The organism is Actinoplanes sp. NPDC024001, from assembly GCF_040638955.1.
Taxonomy (GTDB): domain Bacteria; phylum Actinomycetota; class Actinomycetes; order Mycobacteriales; family Micromonosporaceae; genus Actinoplanes.
This window is the reverse complement of sequence record NZ_JBEZZB010000134.1, coordinates 1-23,244: the sequence shown is the minus strand read 5'-3', so window position 1 is coordinate 23,244 and position 23,244 is coordinate 1. Positions and strand designations below refer to the sequence as shown.

At 72.1% G+C, this 23,244-nt stretch carries 25 protein-coding genes and 1 riboswitch; of the genes, 5 read left to right on the top strand and 20 right to left on the bottom strand.

The window, feature by feature from the left end; translation table 11 throughout:
* Nucleotides 1-27: 27 nt before the first annotated feature.
* The 9 genes from pheT to AB0F81_RS37530 all read right to left on the bottom strand — a co-directional run bounded on the left by pheT (nt 28) and on the right by AB0F81_RS37530 (nt 7,832).
* Entirely contained in the window at nt 28-2,505 is a 2,478-nt protein-coding gene (gene pheT, locus AB0F81_RS37570; protein ID WP_360205492.1) for a phenylalanine--tRNA ligase subunit beta, read from the bottom strand.
* A 4-nt stretch (nt 2,506-2,509) separates the two neighbouring features.
* A complete protein-coding gene (gene pheS, locus AB0F81_RS37565; RefSeq protein WP_360205489.1) occupies nt 2,510-3,571 on the bottom strand; it encodes a phenylalanine--tRNA ligase subunit alpha in 1,062 nt (353 codons plus the stop codon).
* 182 nt (nt 3,572-3,753) lie between these two features.
* Nucleotides 3,754-4,527 carry an RNA methyltransferase gene (locus AB0F81_RS37560; protein WP_360205487.1) on the bottom strand — a complete coding sequence of 258 codons (774 nt, stop codon included), beginning with the start codon at nt 4,525-4,527 and terminating at the stop codon, nt 3,754-3,756.
* Between the two features lie 106 nt (nt 4,528-4,633).
* On the bottom strand, nt 4,634-5,026 hold the full coding sequence (rplT, locus tag AB0F81_RS37555; protein ID WP_360205484.1) for a 50S ribosomal protein L20: 393 nt from the start codon (nt 5,024-5,026) through the stop codon (nt 4,634-4,636).
* 36 nt (nt 5,027-5,062) lie between these two features.
* Entirely contained in the window at nt 5,063-5,257 is a 195-nt protein-coding gene (gene rpmI / locus AB0F81_RS37550) for a 50S ribosomal protein L35 (RefSeq protein WP_043528306.1), read from the bottom strand.
* A gap of 53 nt (nt 5,258-5,310) precedes the next feature.
* Nucleotides 5,311-5,916, bottom strand: coding sequence for a translation initiation factor IF-3 (infC, locus tag AB0F81_RS37545; RefSeq protein WP_360205482.1), 606 nt, complete (start codon nt 5,914-5,916; stop codon nt 5,311-5,313).
* 308 nt (nt 5,917-6,224) lie between these two features.
* Nucleotides 6,225-6,671: a PH domain-containing protein gene (locus AB0F81_RS37540; protein ID WP_360205479.1), complete on the bottom strand. Its 447-nt coding sequence runs from the start codon at nt 6,669-6,671 to the stop codon at nt 6,225-6,227.
* Nucleotides 6,672-6,675: 4 nt separating this feature from the next.
* Nucleotides 6,676-7,518 carry an ATP phosphoribosyltransferase gene (gene hisG, locus AB0F81_RS37535; protein ID WP_360205476.1) on the bottom strand — a complete coding sequence of 281 codons (843 nt, stop codon included), beginning with the start codon at nt 7,516-7,518 and terminating at the stop codon, nt 6,676-6,678.
* Nucleotides 7,519-7,562: 44 nt separating this feature from the next.
* The gene (locus AB0F81_RS37530) at nt 7,563-7,832 is read right to left on the bottom strand and encodes a phosphoribosyl-ATP diphosphatase (RefSeq protein WP_229072420.1); all 270 of its coding nucleotides are present in this window, start codon (nt 7,830-7,832) and stop codon (nt 7,563-7,565) included.
* A gap of 72 nt (nt 7,833-7,904) precedes the next feature.
* Between AB0F81_RS37530 and AB0F81_RS37525 the strand changes: the two genes are divergently transcribed.
* Genes AB0F81_RS37525 through AB0F81_RS37515 form a run of 3 tightly spaced genes read left to right on the top strand, consistent with a single transcriptional unit; the run spans nt 7,905 to nt 10,356 of the window.
* Nucleotides 7,905-8,780, top strand: coding sequence for an ABC transporter substrate-binding protein (locus AB0F81_RS37525; protein ID WP_360205472.1), 876 nt, complete (start codon nt 7,905-7,907; stop codon nt 8,778-8,780).
* Nucleotides 8,777-9,616, top strand: coding sequence for an amino acid ABC transporter permease (locus AB0F81_RS37520; protein ID WP_360205469.1), 840 nt, complete (start codon nt 8,777-8,779; stop codon nt 9,614-9,616). The genes AB0F81_RS37525 and AB0F81_RS37520 overlap by 4 nt, the downstream gene beginning before the upstream one ends.
* Nucleotides 9,616-10,356, top strand: coding sequence for an amino acid ABC transporter ATP-binding protein (locus tag AB0F81_RS37515; RefSeq protein ID WP_360205466.1), 741 nt, complete (start codon nt 9,616-9,618; stop codon nt 10,354-10,356). Before AB0F81_RS37520 ends, AB0F81_RS37515 begins: the two co-directional genes overlap by 1 nt.
* 47 nt (nt 10,357-10,403) lie before the next feature.
* Here AB0F81_RS37515 and ribH read toward each other — a convergent pair whose 3' ends face one another.
* The 5 genes from ribH to AB0F81_RS37490 all read right to left on the bottom strand — a co-directional run bounded on the left by ribH (nt 10,404) and on the right by AB0F81_RS37490 (nt 15,392).
* A complete protein-coding gene (gene ribH / locus AB0F81_RS37510) occupies nt 10,404-10,880 on the bottom strand; it encodes a 6,7-dimethyl-8-ribityllumazine synthase (protein WP_360205463.1) in 477 nt (158 codons plus the stop codon).
* Between the two features lie 52 nt (nt 10,881-10,932).
* The gene (locus tag AB0F81_RS37505) at nt 10,933-12,144 is read right to left on the bottom strand and encodes a bifunctional 3,4-dihydroxy-2-butanone-4-phosphate synthase/GTP cyclohydrolase II (RefSeq protein ID WP_360205461.1); all 1,212 of its coding nucleotides are present in this window, start codon (nt 12,142-12,144) and stop codon (nt 10,933-10,935) included.
* Complete coding sequence (locus AB0F81_RS37500; protein WP_360205459.1) at nt 12,137-12,736, bottom strand: riboflavin synthase; 600 nt, start codon at nt 12,734-12,736, stop codon at nt 12,137-12,139. Before AB0F81_RS37500 ends, AB0F81_RS37505 begins: the two co-directional genes overlap by 8 nt.
* 11 nt (nt 12,737-12,747) lie before the next feature.
* Nucleotides 12,748-13,833 carry a bifunctional diaminohydroxyphosphoribosylaminopyrimidine deaminase/5-amino-6-(5-phosphoribosylamino)uracil reductase RibD gene (gene ribD, locus AB0F81_RS37495; protein ID WP_360205456.1) on the bottom strand — a complete coding sequence of 362 codons (1,086 nt, stop codon included), beginning with the start codon at nt 13,831-13,833 and terminating at the stop codon, nt 12,748-12,750.
* Between the two features lie 131 nt (nt 13,834-13,964).
* A riboswitch (FMN riboswitch) is annotated at nt 13,965-14,149 on the bottom strand.
* 61 nt (nt 14,150-14,210) lie between these two features.
* Entirely contained in the window at nt 14,211-15,392 is a 1,182-nt protein-coding gene (locus tag AB0F81_RS37490; RefSeq protein WP_360205454.1) for an aminotransferase class V-fold PLP-dependent enzyme, read from the bottom strand.
* 86 nt (nt 15,393-15,478) lie between these two features.
* On the opposite strand from AB0F81_RS37490, the gene AB0F81_RS37485 reads away from it, so the two are divergent.
* Both AB0F81_RS37485 and AB0F81_RS37480 read left to right on the top strand, forming a co-directional pair.
* Nucleotides 15,479-16,060 carry a TetR/AcrR family transcriptional regulator gene (locus AB0F81_RS37485; RefSeq protein WP_360205451.1) on the top strand — a complete coding sequence of 194 codons (582 nt, stop codon included), beginning with the start codon at nt 15,479-15,481 and terminating at the stop codon, nt 16,058-16,060.
* A complete protein-coding gene (locus AB0F81_RS37480) occupies nt 16,057-16,725 on the top strand; it encodes a lysophospholipid acyltransferase family protein (protein WP_360205448.1) in 669 nt (222 codons plus the stop codon). Before AB0F81_RS37485 ends, AB0F81_RS37480 begins: the two co-directional genes overlap by 4 nt.
* On the opposite strand, the gene AB0F81_RS37475 is transcribed toward AB0F81_RS37480, so the two are convergent.
* The 6 genes from AB0F81_RS37475 to AB0F81_RS37450 form a co-directional block, all read right to left on the bottom strand.
* The gene (locus AB0F81_RS37475; protein ID WP_360205445.1) at nt 16,694-17,692 is read right to left on the bottom strand and encodes a response regulator; all 999 of its coding nucleotides are present in this window, start codon (nt 17,690-17,692) and stop codon (nt 16,694-16,696) included. The genes AB0F81_RS37480 and AB0F81_RS37475 overlap by 32 nt on opposite strands.
* Before the next feature lie 58 nt (nt 17,693-17,750).
* Entirely contained in the window at nt 17,751-18,428 is a 678-nt protein-coding gene (gene rpe / locus AB0F81_RS37470; protein WP_360205442.1) for a ribulose-phosphate 3-epimerase, read from the bottom strand.
* 111 nt (nt 18,429-18,539) lie between these two features.
* Complete coding sequence (locus AB0F81_RS37465; RefSeq protein ID WP_360205440.1) at nt 18,540-20,009, bottom strand: transcription antitermination factor NusB; 1,470 nt, start codon at nt 20,007-20,009, stop codon at nt 18,540-18,542.
* The gene (gene fmt, locus AB0F81_RS37460; protein WP_360205437.1) at nt 20,006-20,932 is read right to left on the bottom strand and encodes a methionyl-tRNA formyltransferase; all 927 of its coding nucleotides are present in this window, start codon (nt 20,930-20,932) and stop codon (nt 20,006-20,008) included. The genes AB0F81_RS37465 and fmt overlap by 4 nt, the downstream gene beginning before the upstream one ends.
* A 4-nt stretch (nt 20,933-20,936) precedes the next feature.
* Nucleotides 20,937-21,494: a peptide deformylase gene (gene def, locus AB0F81_RS37455; RefSeq protein ID WP_360205435.1), complete on the bottom strand. Its 558-nt coding sequence runs from the start codon at nt 21,492-21,494 to the stop codon at nt 20,937-20,939.
* Nucleotides 21,495-21,552: 58 nt separating this feature from the next.
* Nucleotides 21,553-23,244, bottom strand: a 1,692-nt coding sequence (locus AB0F81_RS37450) for a primosomal protein N' (RefSeq protein ID WP_360205431.1), incomplete at its 5' end; no start/stop codon positions are given.

Here is a 23,244-nt window from a genome sequence, read left to right as displayed (position 1 = left end):
CATCAGTGTGGCCGCCCCGTCACATCGTCAGGCGCCGCGGAGAGTGGCGCCGAAACGGGAGGCGGTGACCGCGACCGCGGCGTCGCGGGCCGCGATCGTCTCCTCGGAGGTCAGCGTGCGGTCGGGGGCGCGGAAGGTCAGCTTGTAGGCCAGCGACCGCTTCCCCTCACCAAGCTGCTCCGACTCGTAGACGTCGAACAACGAAACCGTCTCCAGCAGCGGCCCGGCGCCCTCGGCGAGGGCGGCCTGCACCTCGCCGGCGGGCACCGACCGGTCCAGGACCAGCGCCACGTCGATCAGCGCCGGCGGGAAGGTGGAGATCCGCGGCGCGTCGACGACCGGCACCTCGGGCAGGGCGTCCAGGTCGAGCTCGGCGGCGGCGGTCCGCTTCGGCAGGTCGAAGGCGGCCAGCACGGCCGGGTGCAGCTCGCCCGCGTATCCGACCGGTGTGCCGTCGACCAGGATCTCGGCGCAGCGCCCCGGGTGCCAGGGCGCGTGCTCGGCCGCGCGGACCGTGACCCGGTCGGCGGGCACGCCCGCCGCGCTCAGCGTGATCCGTGCCGCCTCGATCGCGTCCGCCCAGCCGGCCGGACGCCCGGCGCCCCACCAGCCGGCCGGTTCGATGTCGCCGCTGAGCACCACGGCGAGGTGCCACGGCTGCTCCGGGACGATCTGGTTGGCCGCCGCCCACTCCTCGTCGGTGGGGCGCCGGTCGACGCCGAGCGCCGGCGGGGCGGTCGCGGCCAGGTGCGGCAGGAAGACCGTACCGGTCTCGAAGAGCGCGACGTCGCGGTGGCCGCGCCCGATGTTGCGCTTGAGCGTGCCGAGCAGCGGGCCCAGCAGGCTGGTCCGCAGCAGCGGCTCCTCCTCCGACAGCGGGTTGGTGAGCCGCACCGCGCTGCGCCGCGGGTCCTCGGCCGGCAGCCCGAGCGCGTCGGCCGTCCCCGGCGAGGTGAACGGGTAGGACAGCACCTCCACATACCCGTTCTCGGCGAGCGCCCGGCCCACCGACCGGCGCCGCTTCTGCCCGGTGGTCAGCCCGTTGCTGCTGCCGGCCGGCGGCAGCACGCTCGGGATGTAGTTGTAGCCGCCGAGCCGCGCCACCTCCTCGACCAGGTCGATCGGGGCGAGCAGGTCGGGACGCCAGGACGGCGGCACGACCTCGAGCACGTCGCCGCCGCTGACCGTGCACCCGACCTGGGTGAGCAGTTCGGCGACCCGGTCGGCGGAGTAGGGCAGCCCGATCAGCCGGGTCGGCAGGTCGGCCGGCAGCGCGATCGGCGCCGGCGCCACCACGTGGTCGATGTCGAGGACCCGCTCGTCGACCGTCCCGCCGGCGTGCGCCGTGAGGATCTCCACGGCCCGCTCCAGCGCGACCAGCGGCAGCTGCGGGTCGACGCCGCGCTCCCAGCGCTTGGCGGCCTCGCTGAACAGCTTGTGCCGCCGGGCGGTGCGCCCGACCATGACCGGGTCCCAGTGGGCGGCCTCCAGCAGCACGTTGACCGTGCCCGGCTGCCACTCGCTGGTCTCGCCGCCCATCACCGCGGCGAGCGAGATCGGCCCGGTCTCGTCGCAGATCACCATGTCCTCGGCGTCGAGGACCCGGGCCACCCCGTCCAGGGTGGTCAGCTTCTCCGCGGGCTGGGCCCGGCGGACCACCAGGCCGCCACGGAGCCGGTCCAGGTCGAAGACGTGCATCGGCTGGCCGAACTCGAGCATCAGGTAGTTGGTGATGTCGACGGGCAGCGAGATGGCCCGGATGCCGGCCGCGATGAGCCGCCGCTGCATCCACTCCGGCGACTGCGCCTGCGGGTCGATGCCGCGGACCACGCGGGCCGCGAACCGGTCGCAGCCGACGGTGTCCTCGACGGTGACCTGGTAGGGGGCATCAGCCGTGGCCTCGGCGAAGGCGCCGGCGGCCGGGTCGGTGAACGGCACGGAGAGATATCCGGCCAGCTCCCGGGCGATGCCGCGGACGCTCATCTCGTAACCCCGGTCCGGGGTGATCTCGACGTCGATCAGCACGTCGTCCAGCCCGACCACGGGCCGCGCGTCCACACCCGGCTCGGCCGAGTCCGCGGGGAGCACGATGATGCCCGAGTGGTCGCCGGAGAGGCCCAGCTCAGCCGCCGAGCAGATCATGCCGTGCGAGTTGCGACCGTACGTCTTCCGGGCACCGATCTTGAAACCGCCGGGCAGCTCGCCACCGGGCAGGATGACCACGACCAGGTCGCCCTCGGCGAAGTTGCGGGCGCCGCAGACGATCTCCTGCGGCGCGTCGCGGCCGACGTCGACCGTGCAGAACCGGATCGGCTTCTTGAAACCGGTCAGCTCCTCGATCGTCAGCACCCGGCCGACGACCAGGTCACCGAGGATCGTGCCGGCCTGGTCGACGATGGACTCGACCTCCATGCCGAGGTTGGTCAGCGCCGTGTCCAGCTCCGAAGCGGTGATCCCCGCGGGCAGCTCGACGTACTCGCGCAGCCACGACAGTGACGTCTTCATCGCTTCAGGACTCCATTCCGAAGTTCGTGGTGAACCGCACGTCGCCCTCGACCATGTCGCGCATGTCGCTGACGCCGTTGCGGAACATCAGGGTCCGCTCGACACCCATGCCGAAGGCGAACCCGCTGTAACGCTCCGGGTCGATGCCGCAGGCGGTGAGCACCCGCGGGTTGACCATGCCGCAGCCACCCCACTCGACCCAGCGCGGGCCGTCGCGGTGCTGGGCGAACCAGACGTCGAACTCGGCCGACGGCTCGGTGAACGGGAAGTAGTGCGGACGCCAGCGGGTCCGCGCGTCCGGCCCGAACATCGCCTTGGCGAAGTGGTCGAGGGTGCCGCGCAGGTGCGCCAGCGTGATCCCCTCGTCCACGACGAGACCTTCGATCTGGTGGAAGACCGGGCTGTGCGTGGCGTCCAGCTCGTCGGTCCGGTACGCCCGGCCGGGGCTGACCACGTAGATCGGCGGCTGCCGGGTGAGCATGGTGCGCACCTGGCCCGGCGACGTGTGGGTCCGCATCACCAGGCCGGGCAGGTCCACGTAGAACGTGTCCATGGCGCCGCGCACCGGGTTGTCCGGGCCGATGTTGAGCGCGTCGAAGTTGGCCCACTCCAGCTCCAGCTGGGGACCGTCGACGATGTCGTAGCCCATGCCGACGAACACGTCGCCCATGTGCTCCATCAGCGTGGTCAGCGGGTGCCGGGCGCCGCGCGGGCGGCGGGTCCACGGCAGGGTGACGTCGACGCGCTCCTCGACCAGCACCCGGGCGGCCCGGTCGGCCTCCAGCTCGGCGTGGCGGGCGTCGTACGCCGCCTGCACGGCCTGCCGGGCGACGTTGACGCGCTTGCCGGCGTCGGATTTCGCGGCCGGCGGCAGCGAGCCGATCTCGCGGCGGGCCAGCGACACCGGCGAGCGGTCGCCGAGGTGCGCGGGCTTCAGCGCGGCGAGCGCGTCGAGGTCGGCGGCCGAAGCGAACGCCTTCTCGGCGTCCACGACCGCTCCCTCGAGAGCTTCAGGCGCGAGCAGGGCGGCCTGCTTCGGATCGTACGGATCGTTGCGGTAGGACATGGTCGGGCGAACTCCCTAACACCGGCAGGGCCAACTAAAGCAAGGCCATCGGGCAGTCTACGGAGGCGCGGCGCGGCCGCAGCCCGCCGGTCAGCGGAGTTCGCGCAGGAGAGTGTCAGACCTGGCGCCCGCAACCAGCGGGCCGCATAAACAGGTGACCTGACATGCGGCCCAGCATACCCTCAGCGCTGCGCGCGGGCCGAAGCATATAGGCAGACCGCGGCGGCCGCGGCCAGGTTGAGGCTCTCCGCGGCGCCATAGATCGGCACCCGGACCCGGCGGTCCGCGGCGGCCAGCAGCGACTCGGGCAGCCCGTGCGCCTCCGAGCCGAACAACCAGGCGGTCGGCGCGGCCAGCAGCCCACCGTCCAGCAACGAGTCCACGTCGTCCTCGCCGGCGCCGCTCGTGGCGAGCACCTGCAGACCCGAGTCCTGGAGCAGGTCGATCATGGGCATCGGGCTGCGGACGACATCCACGTGGAACAGCGAGCCGGCTGACGCCCGTACACATTTGCCGTTGTAGGGGTCGACGGCGTCGCCGGCGAAGATCACTGCCTCCGCGCCCGCGGCATCGGCCGTGCGCAGCACCGTGCCGGCGTTGCCCGGGTCGCGGATCTCCGCGACCACCGCGACCAGCCTCGGCTGCTTCACCAGCGCCTTACCGATCGGCACGTCGATCTGCTCGCAGAGCGCGACCAGGCCCTGCGGATGGACGGTCTCCGCGATCGCGCGCATCGCCTCGTCGGTCACCGGGGAGACCTCCGGCGCCTGCGCGGCGAGCTCGGCGTACCGGTCCAGCGCGTCGCTGGTGGCGAACAGCTCCAGCACGGCGCCGGCGGCGAGCGCTTCGCGCACCGCCTGCGGCCCCTCGGCCAGGAAACGCCCGCTCTGGTCACGGTCCTTGCGGCGCTGCAGGCGCCGGGCCGCCACGATTCTCGGGGTACGCGGTGTGAACATCTGCTCCGACTTCAGGACAACGGTTTCAGGACGGCGAACGGCTCCGGGACAGCGAGACGCCCCCCGACCCGGGCCGGAGGGCGTCTCGTAAACGTGCTACGCGATATCAGGCAGCCTGAGCGGCGGCGCCGCCGGTGCCCTCGGCCGCGACAGCGGCGCGAGCGATCTCGACGATGGCCGCGAACGCCGCCTCGTCGTGGACCGCGAGGTCCGCGAGGATCTTCCGGTCGACCTCGACGCCCGCCAGCTTCAGACCCTGGATCAGGCGGTTGTAGGTGAGGCCGTTCGCCCGGGAGGCAGCGTTGATGCGCTGGATCCAGAGCTGACGGAAGTCGCCCTTGCGGTCGCGACGGTCGCGGTACGAGTACTGCATCGAGTGCAGCACCTGCTCCTTGGCCTTGCGGTACAGGCGCGAGCGCTGGCCGCGGTAGCCGCTCGCGGACTCGAGCAGGGTACGGCGCTTCTTCTGGGCGTTTACCGCCCGCTTGACGCGTGCCATTTCTAGAACTCCTTCAGGGAACTGGTCAGGCGCGCGTCAGCGGCCCAGAAGCTTCTTCACTCGCGCGGTGTCGGCCTTGGCCACAACGACCGTGCCGGTCATCCGGCGGGTGACGTGGGAGCTCTTGTGCTCCAGCAGGTGGCGCTTACCGGCCTGCTCGCGCACGATCTTTCCCTTGCCGGTGACCTTCACCCGCTTACCCATGCCGGTGTGGCTCTTCATCTTCGGCACTTGACGCCTCTTTCTGATCTTTCCCCGCGCCCGGGGACGCGGGGAAATACTGATTACTCTGCGGTGGTGTCAGGAGCGGCTGACGGAGCCTCGGTCGGGTCGCCCTCGCGCGGCTCACGGGCGGGCTTGGCGCCCGCGGCGACGGCGGCTGCGGCGGCGGCCTTCGTGGCCCGGTGAGGTGCCAGCACCATGATCATGTTTCGGCCGTCCTGCTTCGGACTGGCCTCCACGAAACCGAGCTCGGAGATCTCCTCGCTGAGCCGGCGAAGAAGCCGGAAACCCAGCTCGGGGCGGCTCTGCTCACGACCGCGGAACATGATCGTCACCTTGACCTTGTCGCCCGCCTTGAGGAACCGCACCACGTGACCCTTTTTGGTCTCGTAGTCGTGCGGGTCGATCTTCGGCCGCAGCTTCATTTCCTTGATGACGGTCTGCTGCTGGTTGCGCCGCGCTTCGCGGGCCTTGAGTGCGCTCTCGTACTTGAACTTGCCGAAGTCCATGAGCTTGCACACCGGCGGCCGCGCCATCGGAGCAACCTCGACCAGGTCCAGGTCGACATCCGCAGCCAGTTGAAGGGCACGCTCGAGCGGCACGATGCCGACCTGCTCACCCTCCGGACCGACCAGACGGACTTCACGAGCCCGGATCTGTTCGTTCACGCGTGGTTCGACGCTGATGGGGCCTCCTCAGTTGGGATCCTCGCCCGGCCGGGTAGGCCGGGCGCTGCCAATGGCGGTCGGCCCCGAGTGTCCCGCTGGCCGCGGGACGCCGGGAAAGCAGAAGGCCCCGGCATGCCGGGGCCCGCTCGACCGGTCATCGGCGCCCTGGAGGACGCACGCCAAGCACGGGATATTCCCGTGCTCGGGAGACCGGACCCGGCCATGTGAAATGACTCGGGTGGGAACCTGCGGGCTCCTCTTTCGCGCCAGCGCTTACGCGCAGGCGTGGTCGACTGCCGGCAAGTCTATCAGGCGCCACCAGCGGCGGAATGCAAGGCCCGCAGCGTACGCACGCCGTCCACCGCGTAGTCCTTGTCGACCGCCTGGAGCGCGTGGATCGGCACCTGCTCGTCGTCGTGCAGCTCCAGATGCGCCCACGCCGAGTTCCGGTCGAACCGGACCGCGCGCACCACGCTCCACGGCAGGTCGTAGCCGCCGACCAGGTTGCGCACGTGCACGCCCTCGTCGTCCGCGACGATCCGGGGACGGCAGAAGGCCAGGATGCCCAGGCCCAGCAGGATGCCCAGACCGATCAGGGCGGCCTGGTCGCCGCGCTGGAAGGTCATCCGCGAGTCCTGGAACCCGGCGTTCCCGCTCAGCCCGAAGCTCATGGCGGTGAACAGGACGGCAACGGCCAGCGCCGCGGGCACCGCGACGGCGCGGATCTTCTTGGGTCGGAAGGTCACGGCGGTCATCACATCACAGCCGGCAGTTGGCGATGTCAGTGACCAGGATGGCACGGGCGCCGAGTTCGTACAGCTCGTCCATGACGCGGTGCACGCTGCTGCGCTGCACCATGGCCTGCACGGCGACCCAGCCCTCGCGGTGCAGCGGGGAGACCGTCGGCGACTCGATGCCCGGGGTCAGGCTGGTCGCCTGTTCGAGCAGGTCGGCACGGACGTCGTACGCGAGCATCACGAAGTTGCGCGCGACCAGCACACCCTGCAGGCGCCGCAGCAGCTGCGCCGCGCCGGTGGGCGCCTCGGCGCCGCGACCGATCAGGATCGCCGAGGACCGCATGATCGGCTCGCCGATGGTGACCAGGCCGGCCTGGCGCAGCGTCGCGCCGGTCTCGACCACGTCCGCGATCAGGTCGGCGACGCCGAGCCGGACCGCGTTCTCCACCGCGCCGTCGAGGCGCACCACGTCGGCCTTGAGGTCGTTCTCGGCCAGGTAGCGGCTGACCACACCGGGGTACGCGGTGGCGATGCGCCGCCCACCGATCTCGTCGGCGCTGGTCAGCGTGCCGGACGGGGCCGCCCAGCGGAACGTGGCCCCGCCGAAGTTCAGGTCGAGCAGCTCGGTCGCCGGCACACCGGAGTCGATCAGCAGGTCCCGGCCGGTGATGCCGAGGTCCAGGTCGCCGGATCCGACGTAGGTCGCGATGTCGCGCGGCCGCAGGTAGAAGAACTCGACGTTGTTGGCTTCGTCACGGCAGATCAGGTCTTTGGGGTCGGTGCGCTGGCGGTAGCCGGCGTCCCGCAGCATCTGCGACGCGGGGGTGGAGAGGGTGCCCTTGTTCGGAATGGCGATGCGCAGCATCGGACGTGCTCCTTCTATCGGTTGACGGGTCGCCGGGACGCACGTCACAGATGTCGGTACACGTCCTTGAGCTCCAGACCGGTAGCGATCATCAGCACCTGGGCCTGGTAGAGCAGCTGCGAGATCTCCTCGGCGGCCCGTTCCGGCCCCTCGTGCTCGGCGGCCATCCAGGACTCGGCCGCCTCCTCGACGACCTTCTTGCCGATGAAGTGGACTCCGCGTTCGAGCGCCTCGACGGTGCCCGAACCGGGGGTCTGTTCCGCCGCCTTGCGCTGCAACTCGGCGAACAGTTCTTCGAACGTCTTCACGAGCAACGATTGTGGCAGCTCATCACGTCTTGACGACGAACGCCCCCAGCGGTTGGGACGTCTTCTAAGCTGCCCGGCATGGTCAGCCGATACTCCCCCGTGGCCCTCGGCGGCGTCGCCCTCCTGTTCGCCGCGCTATCCGCATGCTCCCCGGTCGAGGACGACACCACCACCGCCGGCACTCCGGCGTCGGCTTCCGCCGACGCGTGCACGCCCAGCAGCCTCGCCACCAAGACGCCGGGCAAGCTCACCATCGGCACCGACAACCCGGCGTACGAGCCATGGTTCAGCGACAACACCCCCAGCAACGGCAAGGGGTACGAGTCAGCTGTCGCGTACGAGGTGGCGGACCGGCTCGGCTTCCAGACGGCGAACGTGGTGTGGACGCAGGTGACGTTCAACAACGCGATCGCGCCCGGGCCCAAGGCGTTCGACATCGACATCAACCAGTTCTCGATCACCGATGAGCGCAAGGCGGCGGTGGACTTCTCCTCCCCGTACTACCTGGTGCGGCAGACCGTGATCAGCACCAAGGGCTCGAAGATCGCCGGCGCCAAGTCGCTGGCCGACCTGAAGAACGCCAAGCTCGGCGCCCAGGTCGGCACCACCAGCTACCAGGCGATCACCGATCTGATCAAGCCGGCCGCCAAGCCGTCGGTCTACAACAACAACGACGACGCCAAGGCGGCGCTGGAGAACGGCACCGTCGACGGCATCGTGGTGGACCTGCCGACCGCGTTCTACATGACCGCGGCCGAACTGGACAACGGCGTGATCGTCGGCCAGCTGCCGCAGATCGGCGTGCCCGAGCAGTTCGGCATCGTGCTCGACAAGGGTTCGCCGCTGACCGGCTGCGTGAGCAAGGTGGTCGACCAGCTGCGCCAGGACGGCACCCTCGCCGTGCTGGAGAAGACCTGGCTGGCCGACACCGGCGGGGCTCCCGAACTCTCGTGACCTACGCACCATCCGCCCGGCGGCTCGACCGGATCGCCTACCGCCGCCGGCAGGCGATCCGGTCCGTCCTTCTCGCGGCGCTCTCCACCGCCGTCGTCGGCACGCTGCTCACCGTCGCGATCACCGGCGCCCCCGGCTGGGAGCGGGTCAAGGCCTCGTTCTTCGACTGGGACGTGGCCGTCCGCTACCTGCCGGAGATCCTCGACGGGCTCTGGCTGAACCTGCGGCTGCTGGTGGTCTGCGCCACCCTCGCGATGGCCTTGGGCCTGCTGGTCGCGATCGTGCGCACGCTGCGCGGCCCGGTCGCCTTCCCGGTTCGCGCGATCGCCACCGGCTACACGTACTCGTTCCGCGGCCTGCCGCTGATCATCGTGATCTACCTGTTCGCCTTCGGCATCCCCGGCCTGCGGTTGCAGGGCACGCCCAGCGTGCTGGTGCTGGGCGCCGCCGCGATCATCATCACGTACGGCGCCTACCTGGCCGAGGTGTTCCGCGCCGGGATCGAGTCGGTGCACCCGAGCCAGATCGCGGCGGCCCGCTCGCTGGGGCTGAGCTACCGGCAGGCGATGCGGCACGTGGTGCTACCGCAGGCGGTCCGGCGGGTCGCTCCGCCGCTGCTCAACGACACGGTGGCCCTGCAGAAGGACGTCGGCCTGATCTCGCTGGCCGGGCCGATCGACGCGATCCGGGCGGCCCAGATCGGTGTCGCCCAGGACGCCAACTTCACCCCGTACGTGGTGGCCGGGGTGCTGTTCATGCTGCTCGCCCTGCCGCTCATCGCGGTCACCGACTGGGTGACCCTGCGGGCGGCGCGCCGACAGAACGCGGGGTCCTAGTGGTTCTCTCCTGCACGAACATCCGCAAGTCGTTCGGTGACCACGTCATCCTCGACGACCTCGGTCTGGAGGTGGCCGAGCACGAGGTGGTGGCGCTGATCGGGGCGTCCGGCTCGGGCAAGTCGACGCTGCTGCGCTGCGTGAACCTGCTGGAGCAGGTCGACGACGGCACCATCCACCTGGACGGCGAGGAGATCACCGACCCGCGGGCCGACGCCGACCTGGTGCGCCGGCGGATCGGGCTGGTCTTCCAGGCATACAACCTGTTCCCGCACATGACCGTGCTGGACAACATCACCCTGGCGCCGGTCCGCGTGCACAAGCGCCCGGCTGCCGAGGCGAAGGAGCAGGCGATGACCTGGCTGGAGCGGGTCGGGCTGGCCGCGAAAGCCGGCGCCTACCCGGACCGGCTCTCCGGCGGCCAGCAGCAGCGGGTCGCGATCGTCCGGGCCCTGATCAACCAGCCGCGGCTGCTGCTGCTGGACGAGGTCACCTCGGCGCTCGACCCGGAGCTGGTGGGCGAGGTGCTCACCATGATCCGTGACCTCAAGGGCGAGGGGATGACGATGGTGCTGGCCACCCATGAGATGGGTTTCGCCAAGCAGGTCGCCGACCGGGTGGCCTTCCTCGACGGCGGCCGGGTGCTCGAGGAGGGGCCACCGGCGCAGGTGCTCGGCGACCCCGTCGAAGCCCGGACCCGTCAGTTCCTGGCCCGCATCATCGAAGCCGGCCGCCTCTGACCGGGTGAGGTTCGGGCACGCAGCGCACCCGAACCTCACACCGCGGTTCAGGCTTTCTGGACCTCGCGGATGGCGAGGGCGGCGTCGAGCACGGCGACCGTGCTCTGCCAGCCCTTGTCCTCGATCGAGTCCTCCAGGCCGGCCCGGTCACGGGCCTGCCCGAGGCTGTGCACGGTCAGCACTCCGTGCGCCACCGGCACGCTCTCGTCCAGCGACACCCGGGTGAGGCCCGCGGTGACCGCGTCGCACACGTACTCGAAGTGCTGGGTCTCGCCCTTGATCACCACGCCGAGGGCGACCACGGCGTCGTATTTGCGGGCCATCGCCTGCGCCACCACCGGCAGCTCGACCGAGCCGGCCACGCGGGCGACGAAGACCTCCTGGACGCCGCACGCCGCAGCGGCGGCCTTCGCCCGCGCGATCATGTGCTCGACCAGCTCGTTGTGCCAGCGCGAGCCGACGATGCCGAGCCGGAGCCCGGCCGCGTCGACGGTCTGCATGTGCGGATCACCGAAGCCGGCCATGTGTGAGTCCCCCCTTGTCGATCGTCATTCTTCACCCCCGTGCGGGGACCGGTCAGCCCAACGCCTCGAAGAGGTGTCCCATCCGGTCCCGCTTCGTCCGCAGGTACCGCACGTTCTCCGGGTGCAGTCGCACCGGCAGCGACTCACGGCCGGTGACGCGTAGCCCGTACCCCTCCAGGCCGGCGCGCTTGGCCGGGTTGTTGGTGAGCAGGCGCATGGAGCGCACGCCCAGGTCGTAGAGGATCTGCGCGCCGGTGCCGTAGTCGCGGGCGTCGGCCGGCAGGCCGAGCTCGAGGTTCGCGTCGACCGTGTCGAAGCCGCGGTCCTGCAGCTGGTAGGCCTGCAGCTTGTGCAGCAGGCCGATGCCGCGCCCCTCGTGCCCGCGCATGTAGAGCACCACCCCGCGCCCGGCCTCGGCGATCCGCTCCAGGGCGGCGTCGAGCTGCGGGCCGCAGTCGCAGCGCTTGGAGCCGAAGACGTCCCCGGTGAGGCACTCGGAGTGCACCCGGACCAGCACGTCCTCGCCGTCGGTCAGGTCGCCGAAGACCAGCGCCACGTGCTCGCCGTGGTCGGCCTCGGTGCGGTAGCCGACCGCGGTGAACACGCCGTGCTCGGTCGGCAGCAGGGTCTCCACCACCCGCTCGACCTGCGTGCGCTCCTGCCGGTCACGCAGGTAGGCGACCAGGTCGGCGATGGTGATCAGCGCGAGATCGTGCTCGACGGCGAACCTCTCCAGGTCCGGGCGGCGCTGCATGGTGCCGTCGTCGTTGACCATCTCGCAGAGCACCCCGGCCGGACGGCAGCCGGCCAGCACCGCCAGGTCGATCGCGGCCTCGGTGTGGCCGGGCCGGCGCAGCACGCCGCCCGACTTGGCCCGCAGCGGGACGATGTGGCCGGGCCGGGAGAGATCGGCCGGCTGCGTCTCGGCGGAGGCGAGCAGCCGGATGGTCCGCGCGCGGTCGGCGGCCGAGATGCCGGTGCTGACGCCGGTCCGGGCGTCCACGGTCACCGCGTAGGCGGTGCCGCGGGCGTCCTGGTTCGTGTGGTACATCGGCGGCAGCTCGAGGCGGTCGGCCTCGTCCTCGGGCAGCGGGACGCAGATGTAACCGGACGTGTAGCGGACCATGAAGGCGACCAGCTCCGGCGTGGCGTGCTCGGCCGCGAAGATCAGGTCACCCTCGTTCTCGCGGTCCTCGTCGTCCACCACGATCACCGGCTTGCCGGCCGCGATGTCCTTGACGGCGCGCTCGATGCTCTCAAACATTGCGGCTCCCCAGCATCTTCTCGACGTACTTCGCGATCACGTCGACCTCGAGGTTGACCGGATCGCCGATGGCCTTGCTGCCCAGCACGGTGTGCTTGGAGGTGGCCGGGATCATCCCGACCTCGAAGGTGTCGTCCGTGACCTTCATAACCGTCAGCGACACCCCGTCGACCGTGATCGAGCCCTTCTCGACCACATATTTCGCCAGCTCGGCGGGGAGGGAGAAGCGCACGATCTCCCACTGGTCGGCCGGCTCCCGCCCGATGATCCGCGCGACGCCGTCGACGTGGCCCTGCACCAGGTGCCCGCCGAGGCGGCTGCCGAGCGCGGCGGCCCGCTCCAGGTTGACGTTGCTGCCGACCTGGAGAGCACCGAGCGACGAGCGGCGCAGCGTCTCGCCCATCACGTCGGCGGTGAAGACGCCGTCCACGTTGTAGATGACCGTGAGACAGACCCCGTTGACGGAGATCGAGTCGCCGTCCCGGGCGTCCGAGGTGACCAGCGGGCCGCGCACGGCGATGACCGCCGAGTCGCCGCTGCTCTCGGTGAGCCGGACGACCTCGCCCAGCTCTTCGACGATTCCGGTGAACATCGGGTACTCCTTCAGTCCATCTTTGGGTGGTGGGCGGGGTGGTCGGAAGGCTTCTGCCGCAGGGTCGCGGTGAAGCGCAGGTCGCCGCCGATCTGCGCGATATCCAGGAAATCCAGCTCAAGTGCGTCGGCGATGGTGCCGACCCCGGCGCCGACGAGGGCGGTCAAGCCGTCGCCGAGCAGTTTCGGCGCGATGTATCCGATCACCCGATCGACCAGTCCGGCCGCCAGAAAAGCGCCGGCCAACGTCGGGCCACCCTCCAGCAGCACGTTGCGCACGCCACGCGCATAGAGCCCGGTGAGCAGCGCGTTCAGGTCGACGCGGCCCTCCGGGCCGGCGCCGGCGGCGGCCACGGTGACGATCCAGGTGGGTGCGGCCGCGTCACGCACCCGGGCGTTGTCCGGCGTACGCCCGGACGAATCGACAACGACCCGCAGGGGTTGTTTGATGGCGAGCGTGCCGTCGCGCAGGTCGCGCACGGTGAGCTGTGGGTCGTCGGCGAGGATCGTGCCGACGCCGACCACGATGGCGTCCACCGTGCTGCGCAGCACGTGCACGTCGGACCGGGACTCGGCCGACGAGACCCACTGGCTGGTGCCGTCGGCGGCGGCCGAGCGGCCGTCCAGCGTGGCGGCGAACTTCCAGGTCACGTAGGGCCGGCCACGGCGCACCGCGGTCAGCCAGGCGACGTTGCCGAGCTCGGCCTCCGCGCGGCGCAGCCCGGTCGCCACCTGGATGCCGGCGGCCCGCAGCGTGGCCGCCCCGCCGGCCGCGACCGGCGTGGGGTCGTCGACCGCGATGACCACCCGGCGCACCCCGGCCGCGATCAGCGCCTCCGAGCACGGGCCGGTCCGGCCGGTGTGGTTGCACGGCTCGAGCGTGACCACGCAGGTGCCGCCCCGGGCCCGCTCGCCGGCCTGCGCCAGCGCGACGATCTCGGCGTGCGGCCCGCCCGCGTACGCATGGAAGCCCTCCCCGACGACCTCGCCCTCCGGGTCGAGCAGCAGGCAGCCGACGACCGGGTTCGGGCTGGTCGTGCCGAGGCCCCGGGCGGCCAGCGCGACAGCGCGGCGCATCGCCTCGTCCTCGGTCACCATGAACGTTCCTCTCGCGCGGCACGGTCACGCGCTGAGGAAAGCAGGGAGATAACGCCGGGAATCGGACAGATGGGTACGCTTCGCGCACCCCGGTCGGGAACGAGCCACGAGGGCACGCCCCATCCGATTCCGCGCGCTGTCTCCCATCCGGACTGTCTGATCGAGCGGCAAGCCGCTTGATCAACCGTCGGCCCCGGAGTCTCACCAGGTCCACCGTCCGTCGAACTGCGACGTCCGGGTCGCGGGCTTACCGATGCCCGGTCAAGGGCAACGGATCACCGCCGGTTCGGAATTTCACCGAGTCCCGCCAGCGCGTGGTGGGTTACCCACGAGTCTTGCACGCGGCGGCGATTTTGCCACCCACGGGGCGAGCTACTTCACATCTGCTTGCCGACCATGGCCCCGACCAGGGCGGCCGCGTGCTCCAGCTCGTCGGAGGTGTTGTAGTAGTGCGGCGAGAACCGGACGAGCGGGTGCACCCCGCGGTCCTCGGTGTCGAACTGGTTGTCGTCCGCCTCGGTCGCGGTGACGTTGACGCCGGAGGCGGCCAGCCGGGTCACCACCTCCTCCGCCGGGATCCCGTCGACCTTCGCGGTGACGATGGCGCAGCGCACCTCGCCCAGGTCGTAGGTGCGCACGCCCGGGGTGTCGTCGAGCAGGCCCCGCATCCGGGCGCCGAGCTGCGCCGTCCGCCGGCCGATCACGTCCATGCCGAGGTCGAGGGCCTGCCGCACGGCGGCGCCCAGCCCGACGATGTTGATGTAGCTGTTCTCCCAGGTCTCCAGCCGCCGCGCGCCCGGCACCCAGGAGAAGTTCCGGCCGCCCTCCCACACCGCCGACCGGATCTCGGCCACGTGCGGGTCGAGCCGGTCCAGGATCGACTTCCGCACCCAGAGAAAGCCGGTGCCGCGCGGGCCGCGCAGGAACTTGCGCCCGGTGCCGCAGAGGAAGTCGCAGCCGATCTGCTCGACGTCCACCGGGAACTGGCCGACCGACTGCGTGGCGTCCAGCAGGAACGGCACGCCGGCCGCCCGGGCGATCCGGCCCACCTCGGCCGCCGGGTTCACCAGGCCGCCGGAGGTCGGCACGTGGGTGAGCCCGATCAGCCGGGTCCGCTCGTCGATCAGCCCGGCGAGGGCGGCGGTGTCGATCTGGCCGTGCTCGTCGTTCGGAACGACCACGATCTCCGCACCGGAGCGCTGCGCCACCTGGAGGTAGGCGAAGACGTTGCTGCCGTACTCCGCGCGGCCGGTGAGGATCCGGTCGCCGGGGCTGAGCGGCAGCGAGTAGAACGCCGCCTGCCAGGCGTGGGTGGAGTTGTCGAAGAGCGCGATCTCGGACGGGCGGCCGCCGAGCAGCTCGGCCAGCCCCGCGTACACCCCGGCGATCTGGTCGGCGGCGGCGTCGGCTGCCTCGTAACCGCCGAGCTCGGCCTCGGCGCGCAGATGCGCGGTCATCGCGTCGAGCGTCGGCTGTGACATCAGCCCGGCGCCGGCGTTGTTCAGATGGAGCCGGTGCTTGCAGCCCGGCGTGATGGCCCTGAGCGCGGCAACGTCCATGTCTGCCACCCTGCCGCACTCGCCTCAATCGCGCAGCCCGGCGCGGTGGCGTAGACACTGTCTACGCCGGATGGTAGACAGTGTCTATGGAACCCGACCAGGGGTTACGCGGCCGCCTCGTGCGCGCCGGCGTCGAGCTGCTGCGCGAGCAGGGTTCGAGTGCTCTCACACTGCGGGAGACGGCCCGGCGGGTGGGCGTCTCGCACGGCGCGCCCCGGCGGTGGTTCCCCACCCACCTGTCCCTGCTGTCGGCGATCGCCCGCGAGGGCTTCGCCGACCTCGCCGGGCGGATCGACGCGGCCCTCGCCGCGGCGCCCCCGCAGCCGCGGGCCCGGGTGGCCGCGCTGGCCGGCGCCTACATCGACTTCGCCGCCGCCGAGCGCGGCATGTTCGAGCTGATGTTCCGCCACGACCTGCTGGAGAGCGGCTACCTGGGACTGCGCGAGGCCGGCCTGCCGCTGTTCCGGCTGCTGGTGGGCCTGGTCGCGCAGTGCCATCCGGAGCCCGCGGACCGGCCCGCCGAGGTCACCGCCGGCGCGCTGTGGGCGGCCCTGCACGGCATGGCCGAGCTGCGCAACTGGGGCAGCCTGCAGCTCGCCACCGGCGCGTCGGCGCCGGCCCCGTTCCTGGACGCCATCCTCACCGCCCACCTGGGAGCCGACACATGACCCGCGCCCCGCTGCTGTACGCGCTGACCGACCGCACCCTCGGTGCCGTGGTCCGGGCGATCTGGCGGCCCGCCGTCACCGGCCGCGAGCACGTCCCGGCCGGCACCGGGGCGATCCTCTGCGCCAACCACCTGTCCGTCGGCGACCAGCTCTTCCTCGGGCTGACCGCGCCACGGCACGTCGCGTTCTGGGCGAAGGCGGAATATTTCCGTACGCCGGGGCTGCGCGGTGCGGTCACCCGCCGGGTGGTCACCGGGATGGGCGCCATCCCGGTCGAGCGCGGCGGCGGCCGGGCCGTGCTGAGCGCGTTCGAGGCGGCGGTGCCGATCCTGCGCGCGGGCGGGCTGGTCGCGGTCTTCCCGGAGGGCACCCGCTCCCCCGACGGCCGGCTCTACCGGGGGCGCACCGGGGCGGTGCGGCTGGCCGCGCAGGCCGGCGTCCCGCTCGTGCCGGTCGGCATCCGCGGCACCGAGCCGCGCTGCTCAGGCCGCCGGGCGATCTCCGTCACGTTCGGCCCCGCCCTGCCCGCGCCCGGCCCCGAGCCCGCTGCCGGGGAGGTGCGGGCGGTCACCGACGAACTGATCGCCCGGATCCAGGCGTTGACCGGTCAGGAGTACGTCCCGGCCTACGCGCCTACTCCGAGTCGTTCCGCCGGCGGTCGATAGCCACATAGGAGCCCGGCTGCGACTTCGCGACCTTCTTCATCTCCGAGGCCACGGCGATGACCACCCGGGGGTCGGCGAACCGGCGCCCGTCCACGGTCGCCTGCGCCACTCCGATCGAGAGCGTCACCAGGGCCGCCTTCTGCTTGTTGCCCCGCCGGTCCGGCACCTCGATGAAACCGCGCCGCGCGTCCTTCGGCTCGTAGAGCTCGTCGGCCGCCTTCTCGAAGTCGGTGACCGTCCGCTTGGTCAACGGCAGCACCTGATCCGGCGCGCAGATGAAGACGAAGTCGTCACCGCCGATGTGCCCCAGGAAGATCGACGGCTTGCCGATCTTCGCGCTGGCCCGCTGCAGGCTCCGGGCGAGCGCGATGATGAACTCGTCACCCCGGTCGAAACCGTAGACGTCGTTGACGCTCTTGAACCGGTCGATGTCGATGTAGCCGACCGAGTACTCGCCGCCGTTGCGCATCCGGTCGCTGATCTCCCGGCGCACCCGCGCGTTGCCCGGCAGACCGGTCAGCGGCGACACCTCGCGGGCGTCCTTGTGCCGGCGCAGCGTGGTGCTCACCCGCGCGATCAGCTCGGCGGTGTCGAACGGCTTGACCAGGTAGTCGTCGGCGCCCGCGGTGAGGCCGACCACCTTGTCCACGGTCATGCTCTTCGCGGTCAGCATGATCACCGGCAGAGCCGAGGTGAGCGGCTCGGCGCGGAGCCGGCGGACCAGCTCGACCCCGTCCATCCGCGGCATCATCCAGTCGACGATCGCCAGGCCGGGCCGGTGCGTCTCCATCATCTCGAGCGCCTCCTGGCCGTCCCTGGCCCGGATCACCTCGAAACCCTGCACCTTGAGGTTGAACTCGACGAAGCTGGCGATGTCCTGGTCGTCGTCCACCACCAGGATGAGATCGGGGCCCTCCTCCGCCTCCAGCTCGAAGTCGGTATCGGGCCGCGGCTCAGCCGTGCTCATCGCACCCTTCCTGCGCACGCCGGGACATAAAACTCGATGATGGGCCTCCGGAGGCCGGTCACGCCACCCCCATCTTGGCGGCGGCCAGGGCACGCAGCTTCCGGATCGCCTCGGCCGGGTCGGTCGCGCCGTAGACCGCGGTGCCCGCCACGAACGCGTCGGCGCCCGCCTCGGCCGCCTGCTCGATGGTGTCGGCCGCGATGCCGCCGTCCACCTCGACGCGGACCTCCAGGTCGTTGACGTCGATCCGGCGGCGCACGTCACGCACCTTGCCGAGCAGCTCCGGCATGAAGGCCTGACCGCCGAAACCCGCCTTGATCGTCATGATCAGGACGGTGTCCAGATAGGGCAGCAGCTCCAGGTAGGGCTCGACCGGGGTGTCCCGGTCGATCGCCAGCCCGGCCTTGGCGCCGGCGGCGCGCAGCGTCTTGGCCAGCGCCACCGGGTCCTCGCAGGCCTCGGCGTGGAAGGTGACGTTGTACGCCCCCGCCTCGGCGTAACCCGGCGCCCAGCGCTCCGGGTCGGTGATCATCAGGTGCACGTCGAACGGGATGGTCGTCGCCTTGCGCAGGCTCTGCACGATCGGCAGGCCGAGGGTGAGGTTCGGGACGAAGTGGTTGTCCATGACGTCCACGTGCACCCAGTCGGCGGTTCCCTCGATCGCGTGCACCTCCTCCGCGAGACGGGAGAAGTCGGAGGCGAGGATGCTCGGCGCGATGATGGGCGATCGTTCCACGCTGCGAGTCTATGACCGAGCCGATTGCACCGTGGCAAGGGCCGCGCGGCTTGGTGTCGCGACTTCACCCGCGAAGGAGGCCGGCTCGCCTCCTTCGCGGGACACACCCCATCAGCTCGTGCGGCGCAGAACCGCCAGGAACATCGCGTCGGTGCCGTGCCGGTGCGGCCACAGCTGCACCGTCGGGCCGGGGCCCAGCCCCGGCATGCCCGGCGGCAGCAGCGGCCGGGCGTCCACGAAGTCGACCTCGACGCCGCTGCGCCGGGCCCCCTCGCTCACCGTGACCTGCGTCTCCACCATGTGCGGCGAGCACGTCACATAGGCCACCACGCCGCCCGGGCGCACCGCCCGCAGCGCCGCCACCAGCAGTTCCCGCTGCAACTTGGTGAGCGGCGGCAGGTCGGCCGGCTGCCGGCGCCAGCGCGACTCGGGCCGCCGGCGCAGCGAGCCGAGGCCGGTGCACGGCGCGTCCACGAGCACCCGGTCGAAGGACTCCTCGGCCAGGTCCGGGTCGCGGCCGACGGAACGGCCGTCCATCGGCAGCACGGTCACCGGCATGCCCTCGGTGGCCTGGTCGACCAGGCGGGCCCGGTGCTCGGCCACCTCGACCGCGGTCACCTCGGCGCCCCGCGCGGAGGCGATCGCGCCGATCAGGCCGGTCTTGCCGCCCGGGCCGGCGCACAGGTCCAGCCAGCGGGTGTCCTGGCCCTCGATCGGCGCGGCCAGCAGCGCGGCGGCGACCAGCTGGGAACCCTCGTCCTGGACGTGGGCGCGACGCTGCCGGATCGCGGCCAGGTCGCGCGGCGCGCCGCCGTTGAGATACACCGCGTACGGCGAGAAGGCGCCCGGCACGCCGTCGACCTCGTCGGCGAGCTCGATCGCGTCGGCCCGCCCCGGCCGTGCGCACAGGTGCACCGTCGGCGGCTGGTTGTCCTCGATCAGCAGCCGGGCGGTGTCCTCCAGGTCGCCGCCGAGCGCCTCGGCGAAGGCCCGGATGACCCACTGCGGGTGGTGGTGCACCACCGAGAGGTTGGCGATCGGGTCGCTCTCGTAGTCGGGGGCGACCCGCTGCAGCCACTCCTCCAGCGGGGTCTCGGAGATGGTGCGCATCACCGCGTTGGCGAAACCGGCCGCGCCGGGCGCCACCGAGCGCACCAGGTCGACGGTCTGGTTCACCGCGGCGTGCGGCGGGACCCGGGTGTAGAGCAGCTGGTAGGCCCCGAGACGCAGCGCGTCACGGGCCGGCGGGTCGATCCGGGACACCTCCCGGCCGGCCGCCTCGGCGACGATCAGGTCGAGGGTGCCGACGGCGCGCAGCGTCCCGTACGTCAACTCGGTCGCGAACGCGGCGTCCCGCCCGTGCAGGCCCATCCCGCCGAGGATGTCGGCGAGGACCAGGTTCGCGTACGCGTCGTCGCGGTGCACGGCGGCAATCGCCTCGTACGCCGCCTGGCGTGCCGGGTCGGACGGCGGGCGACCGGCCCGCGGCGCCCGCCCACTGCGCCCGTCGCGGCCGTGGCCGGGACCGGCCGGCCGGGACGGACGGCCACCGTGCGGCCGTGAGGCCCTGTGCTCGCTCAAGAGAGCTTCTCCCCCGCTTCGATCCGCATGCCGCGCGCCCAGTCGGTGGCGGACATCGGTTTCTTTCCGGCCGCCCGGACCTCACCCAGGATCACCGGGGTGGTCGCAGTGCCGGCCAGCACCTGCTTGCGTTCCACCAGCAGCTCACCCGGCTGCAGGTGCGGAACATTGGCCACCGGGCGGACCGGGCCGAGTTTCAGCCGCTCGTCGCGCAGGGTGGTCCACGCGCCGGGCGCCGGCGTGCACGCCCGGATCCGCCGGTCCACCGCGAACGCCGGGTCGTCCCAGCGGATCCGCGCGTCGTCGACGGTCAGTTTCGGCGCGAACGTGACGCCGTCGGCGGGCTGCGGGTGTGCCCGCGCGGTGCCCGCCTCGATCGCGTCCAGCACCGCGACGAGCAGGCCGGCGCCCTCGACGGCGAGCCGGTCGAGCAGCATGCCGGAGGTGTCGTTGAACCGGATCTGCTCGGTGAGGGTGCCGTAGACCGGGCCGGTGTCCAGGCCCGCCTCCAGCTCGAAGACGCTGGCGCCGGTCACCTCGTCACCGTGCAGGACGGCGTGCTGCACCGGCGCCGCGCCGCGCCAGGCGGGCAGCAGCGAGAAGTGCAGGTTCACCCAGCCGTGTTTCGGGATCTCCAGCGCGGAGGGCGGGACCAGAGCGCCGTAGGCCACCACCGGCACGCAGTCGGGCGCGAGGGCGCGCAGCCGCTCCTGGAACTCCGGGTCGCGTGGTTTCTCCGGGGTGAGCACCTCGATGCCCCGCTCGTCGGCCCACGCGCCGGCCGGCGAACGGACCAGGCGGCGGCCCCGGCCGGCCGGGGCGTCGGGGCGGGTCACGACGGCGAGCAGCTCGTGGCCGGAGGCGGCGATCGCGTCCAGGCTCGGCACGGCCACCTCGGGGGTGCCTGCGAAGATCAGGCGCATCGGCTCACCGGCCCAGACCGAAGATGCCCCGGCCGTGCGGGCTCTCCTTGATCGTCGGGGGCTTGGCCGCGTCATACCACTCCGCGGAGCGGATCTGCTTCATCGCGTCCTTGCGGGCGGCGGCGTCCAGCCGGTCCAGGAACAGCACCCCGTCGAGGTGGTCGGTCTCGTGCTGCACGCAGCGGGCCATCAGCCCGGTGCCGACCAGCTGGATCGGGTCACCGTGCTCGTTGAAACCCGCCGCGATGACATTCTGCCGGCGCTTGGTGTCGATGTAGATGCCCGGGATGGACAGGCAGCCCTCGGGGCCGTCCTGCTCCTCCTCGTCGGGGAAGGAGAGCACCGGGTTGACGATGTGCCCGACCACGTCGTCCACGTCGAAGGTGAACACCCGCAGGCCGACGCCGAGCTGCGGGGCGGCCAGGCCGGCGCCGCCCTCGTCCTGCATGGTCTCGACGAGGTCCTTGACCAGATTGCGCAGTTCCTTGTCGAAGTCGACGACGGGATCGGCCGGCGTGCGCAGCACCGGATCGCCGAAGAGACGGATGGGCTGGACGGTCACGCGGTGATACTCCTGACTCTGGTGAACGGCACCCGACCAGTCTACGGACCGCCGATGCTCAGAAGAGGTCGGCCGGATCCACCTGGACACGCACCGTGACCGCCGCCTTACGGGCGCTGCGCACGGCCGCGGCCTCGTGCAGCGCGTGCGCCAGAGCGGCGGCTCCGGAGCGGGACACCCGCAGCAGCATCCGCTCCTGCTCCTCGGCGGCGGGCACCGGGCCCAGCACCTCCACCCCGTCGGGCAGGCGGGCCAGCGAGAGCAGCTCGGCGACGGCGGTCGCGGTGCCGGTCACGCTCGCCATCCGGGCCGCCGGCGGGAACCCCAGCTCGCGTCGTTCGGCCAGCTCACGGGCGGCGAACCAGCCGGAGTCCCAGCGCAGCAGGGCCTGCACCGGCGCCAGCGAGGCGTCGGCCACCACGATCACCCGGCCGCCCTCGGGACCCGGGCGGGCCAGGGCCGCGGCGTTGAGCCAGCGGCGCATCGTCTCCTCAGCGGCGCGCAGGTCGGAACGGCTCAGCAGCGCCCAGGTGTCGAGCAGCAGCACCGCGCCGTAGCCACCCTCGGCCAGCGGCTCGGCGCCGGGCGTGGCGACCACCACAGCCGGCTCGGCGGCCACCGTGGTCAAGATCTCGTCGCGGCCCGAGGTGCGGACCGCCGCGCCGGGGAACGCCCGGCCCAGCTCCTCCGCGGTCCGCCGGGCGCCGGTCACCGAGGCGCGCAGCCGCCGCCCCTCGCAGACCGGGCAGTGGTAGGCCGCGGCGGCCCGCCCGCACCAGTGGCAGACCGGCACGTCCCGCGCCCCCTGCAGGCCGAGCGGGCCGGAACAGTGCGGGCACCGCGCCGGGGTGCGGCACTCGGCGCACGCCACGGCCGGCAGATAGCCCCGCCGGGGCACCTGCACCAGCACCGGAGCGCCGGCCTGCAACGCCTGCCGGGCGGCCTGCCAGGCCAGCGTGGGCAGCCGGGCACTGACCGCGCCCGGGTCGCGGGCCAGCTGCGAATCGTCCCCGGTCGGCGAGATCGCCGGCTGCCGGGAACGCAGCACGTCACGCGGCGCGGCGATCTCACGGGCCCAGCCGGTCTCCAGGAGCAGCTGCCCCTCGCCGGTGCGCGCGAAGCCGCCCACCAGCGCCGCGCACTCGGCGAGCTGCGCCCGGGTGAGCAGCACGTCGCGCGCGTGCGGATAGGGCGCCCGCGGCTCGGCGTGCAGGTCGTCGCCGTCGTCCCAGATCACCACGAGCCCGAGTTTCGGCACCGGCGCCCACATCGCGGCCCGGGTGCCGGCCACCACCGGTACCTGGTGCCGGCTCGCCTTGAGGAACCGCCGGTAGCGCTCGGCCGGGCCGAGCGCCGCGTTCAGCGCGACGTGCCGGCCCTCGCCGAGGACCGCGCCGAGAGCCTGATCGACCCGGTCGAGATCGCGGGCGTCGGCCACCACGATGACCACGCCGCGCCCGCCGCGGACGGTGGCCGCGGCCGCCTCCGCGATCCGCAGCGGCCAGTCCTCACCGGGCAGCGCGGACCAGACCGCCCGCGCGGGCCGGCCCTCCTCCAGCGCCCGCAGATAGGCCGGGCCCGTCTCGTAGAGGTCCCAGCCACCCGGCGCGGGCGGTTTGATGCCGGAGAAGCTGTCAGTGTCCTCCGGCGCCGGCACACCGCCGGCATGATCCGATCGCGCGGCGTCGCCCGGCGGGGCGGCGTCGCCCCGCAACGCGGCATGCGCATCGCCCGGCCCTGCGGGATCGCC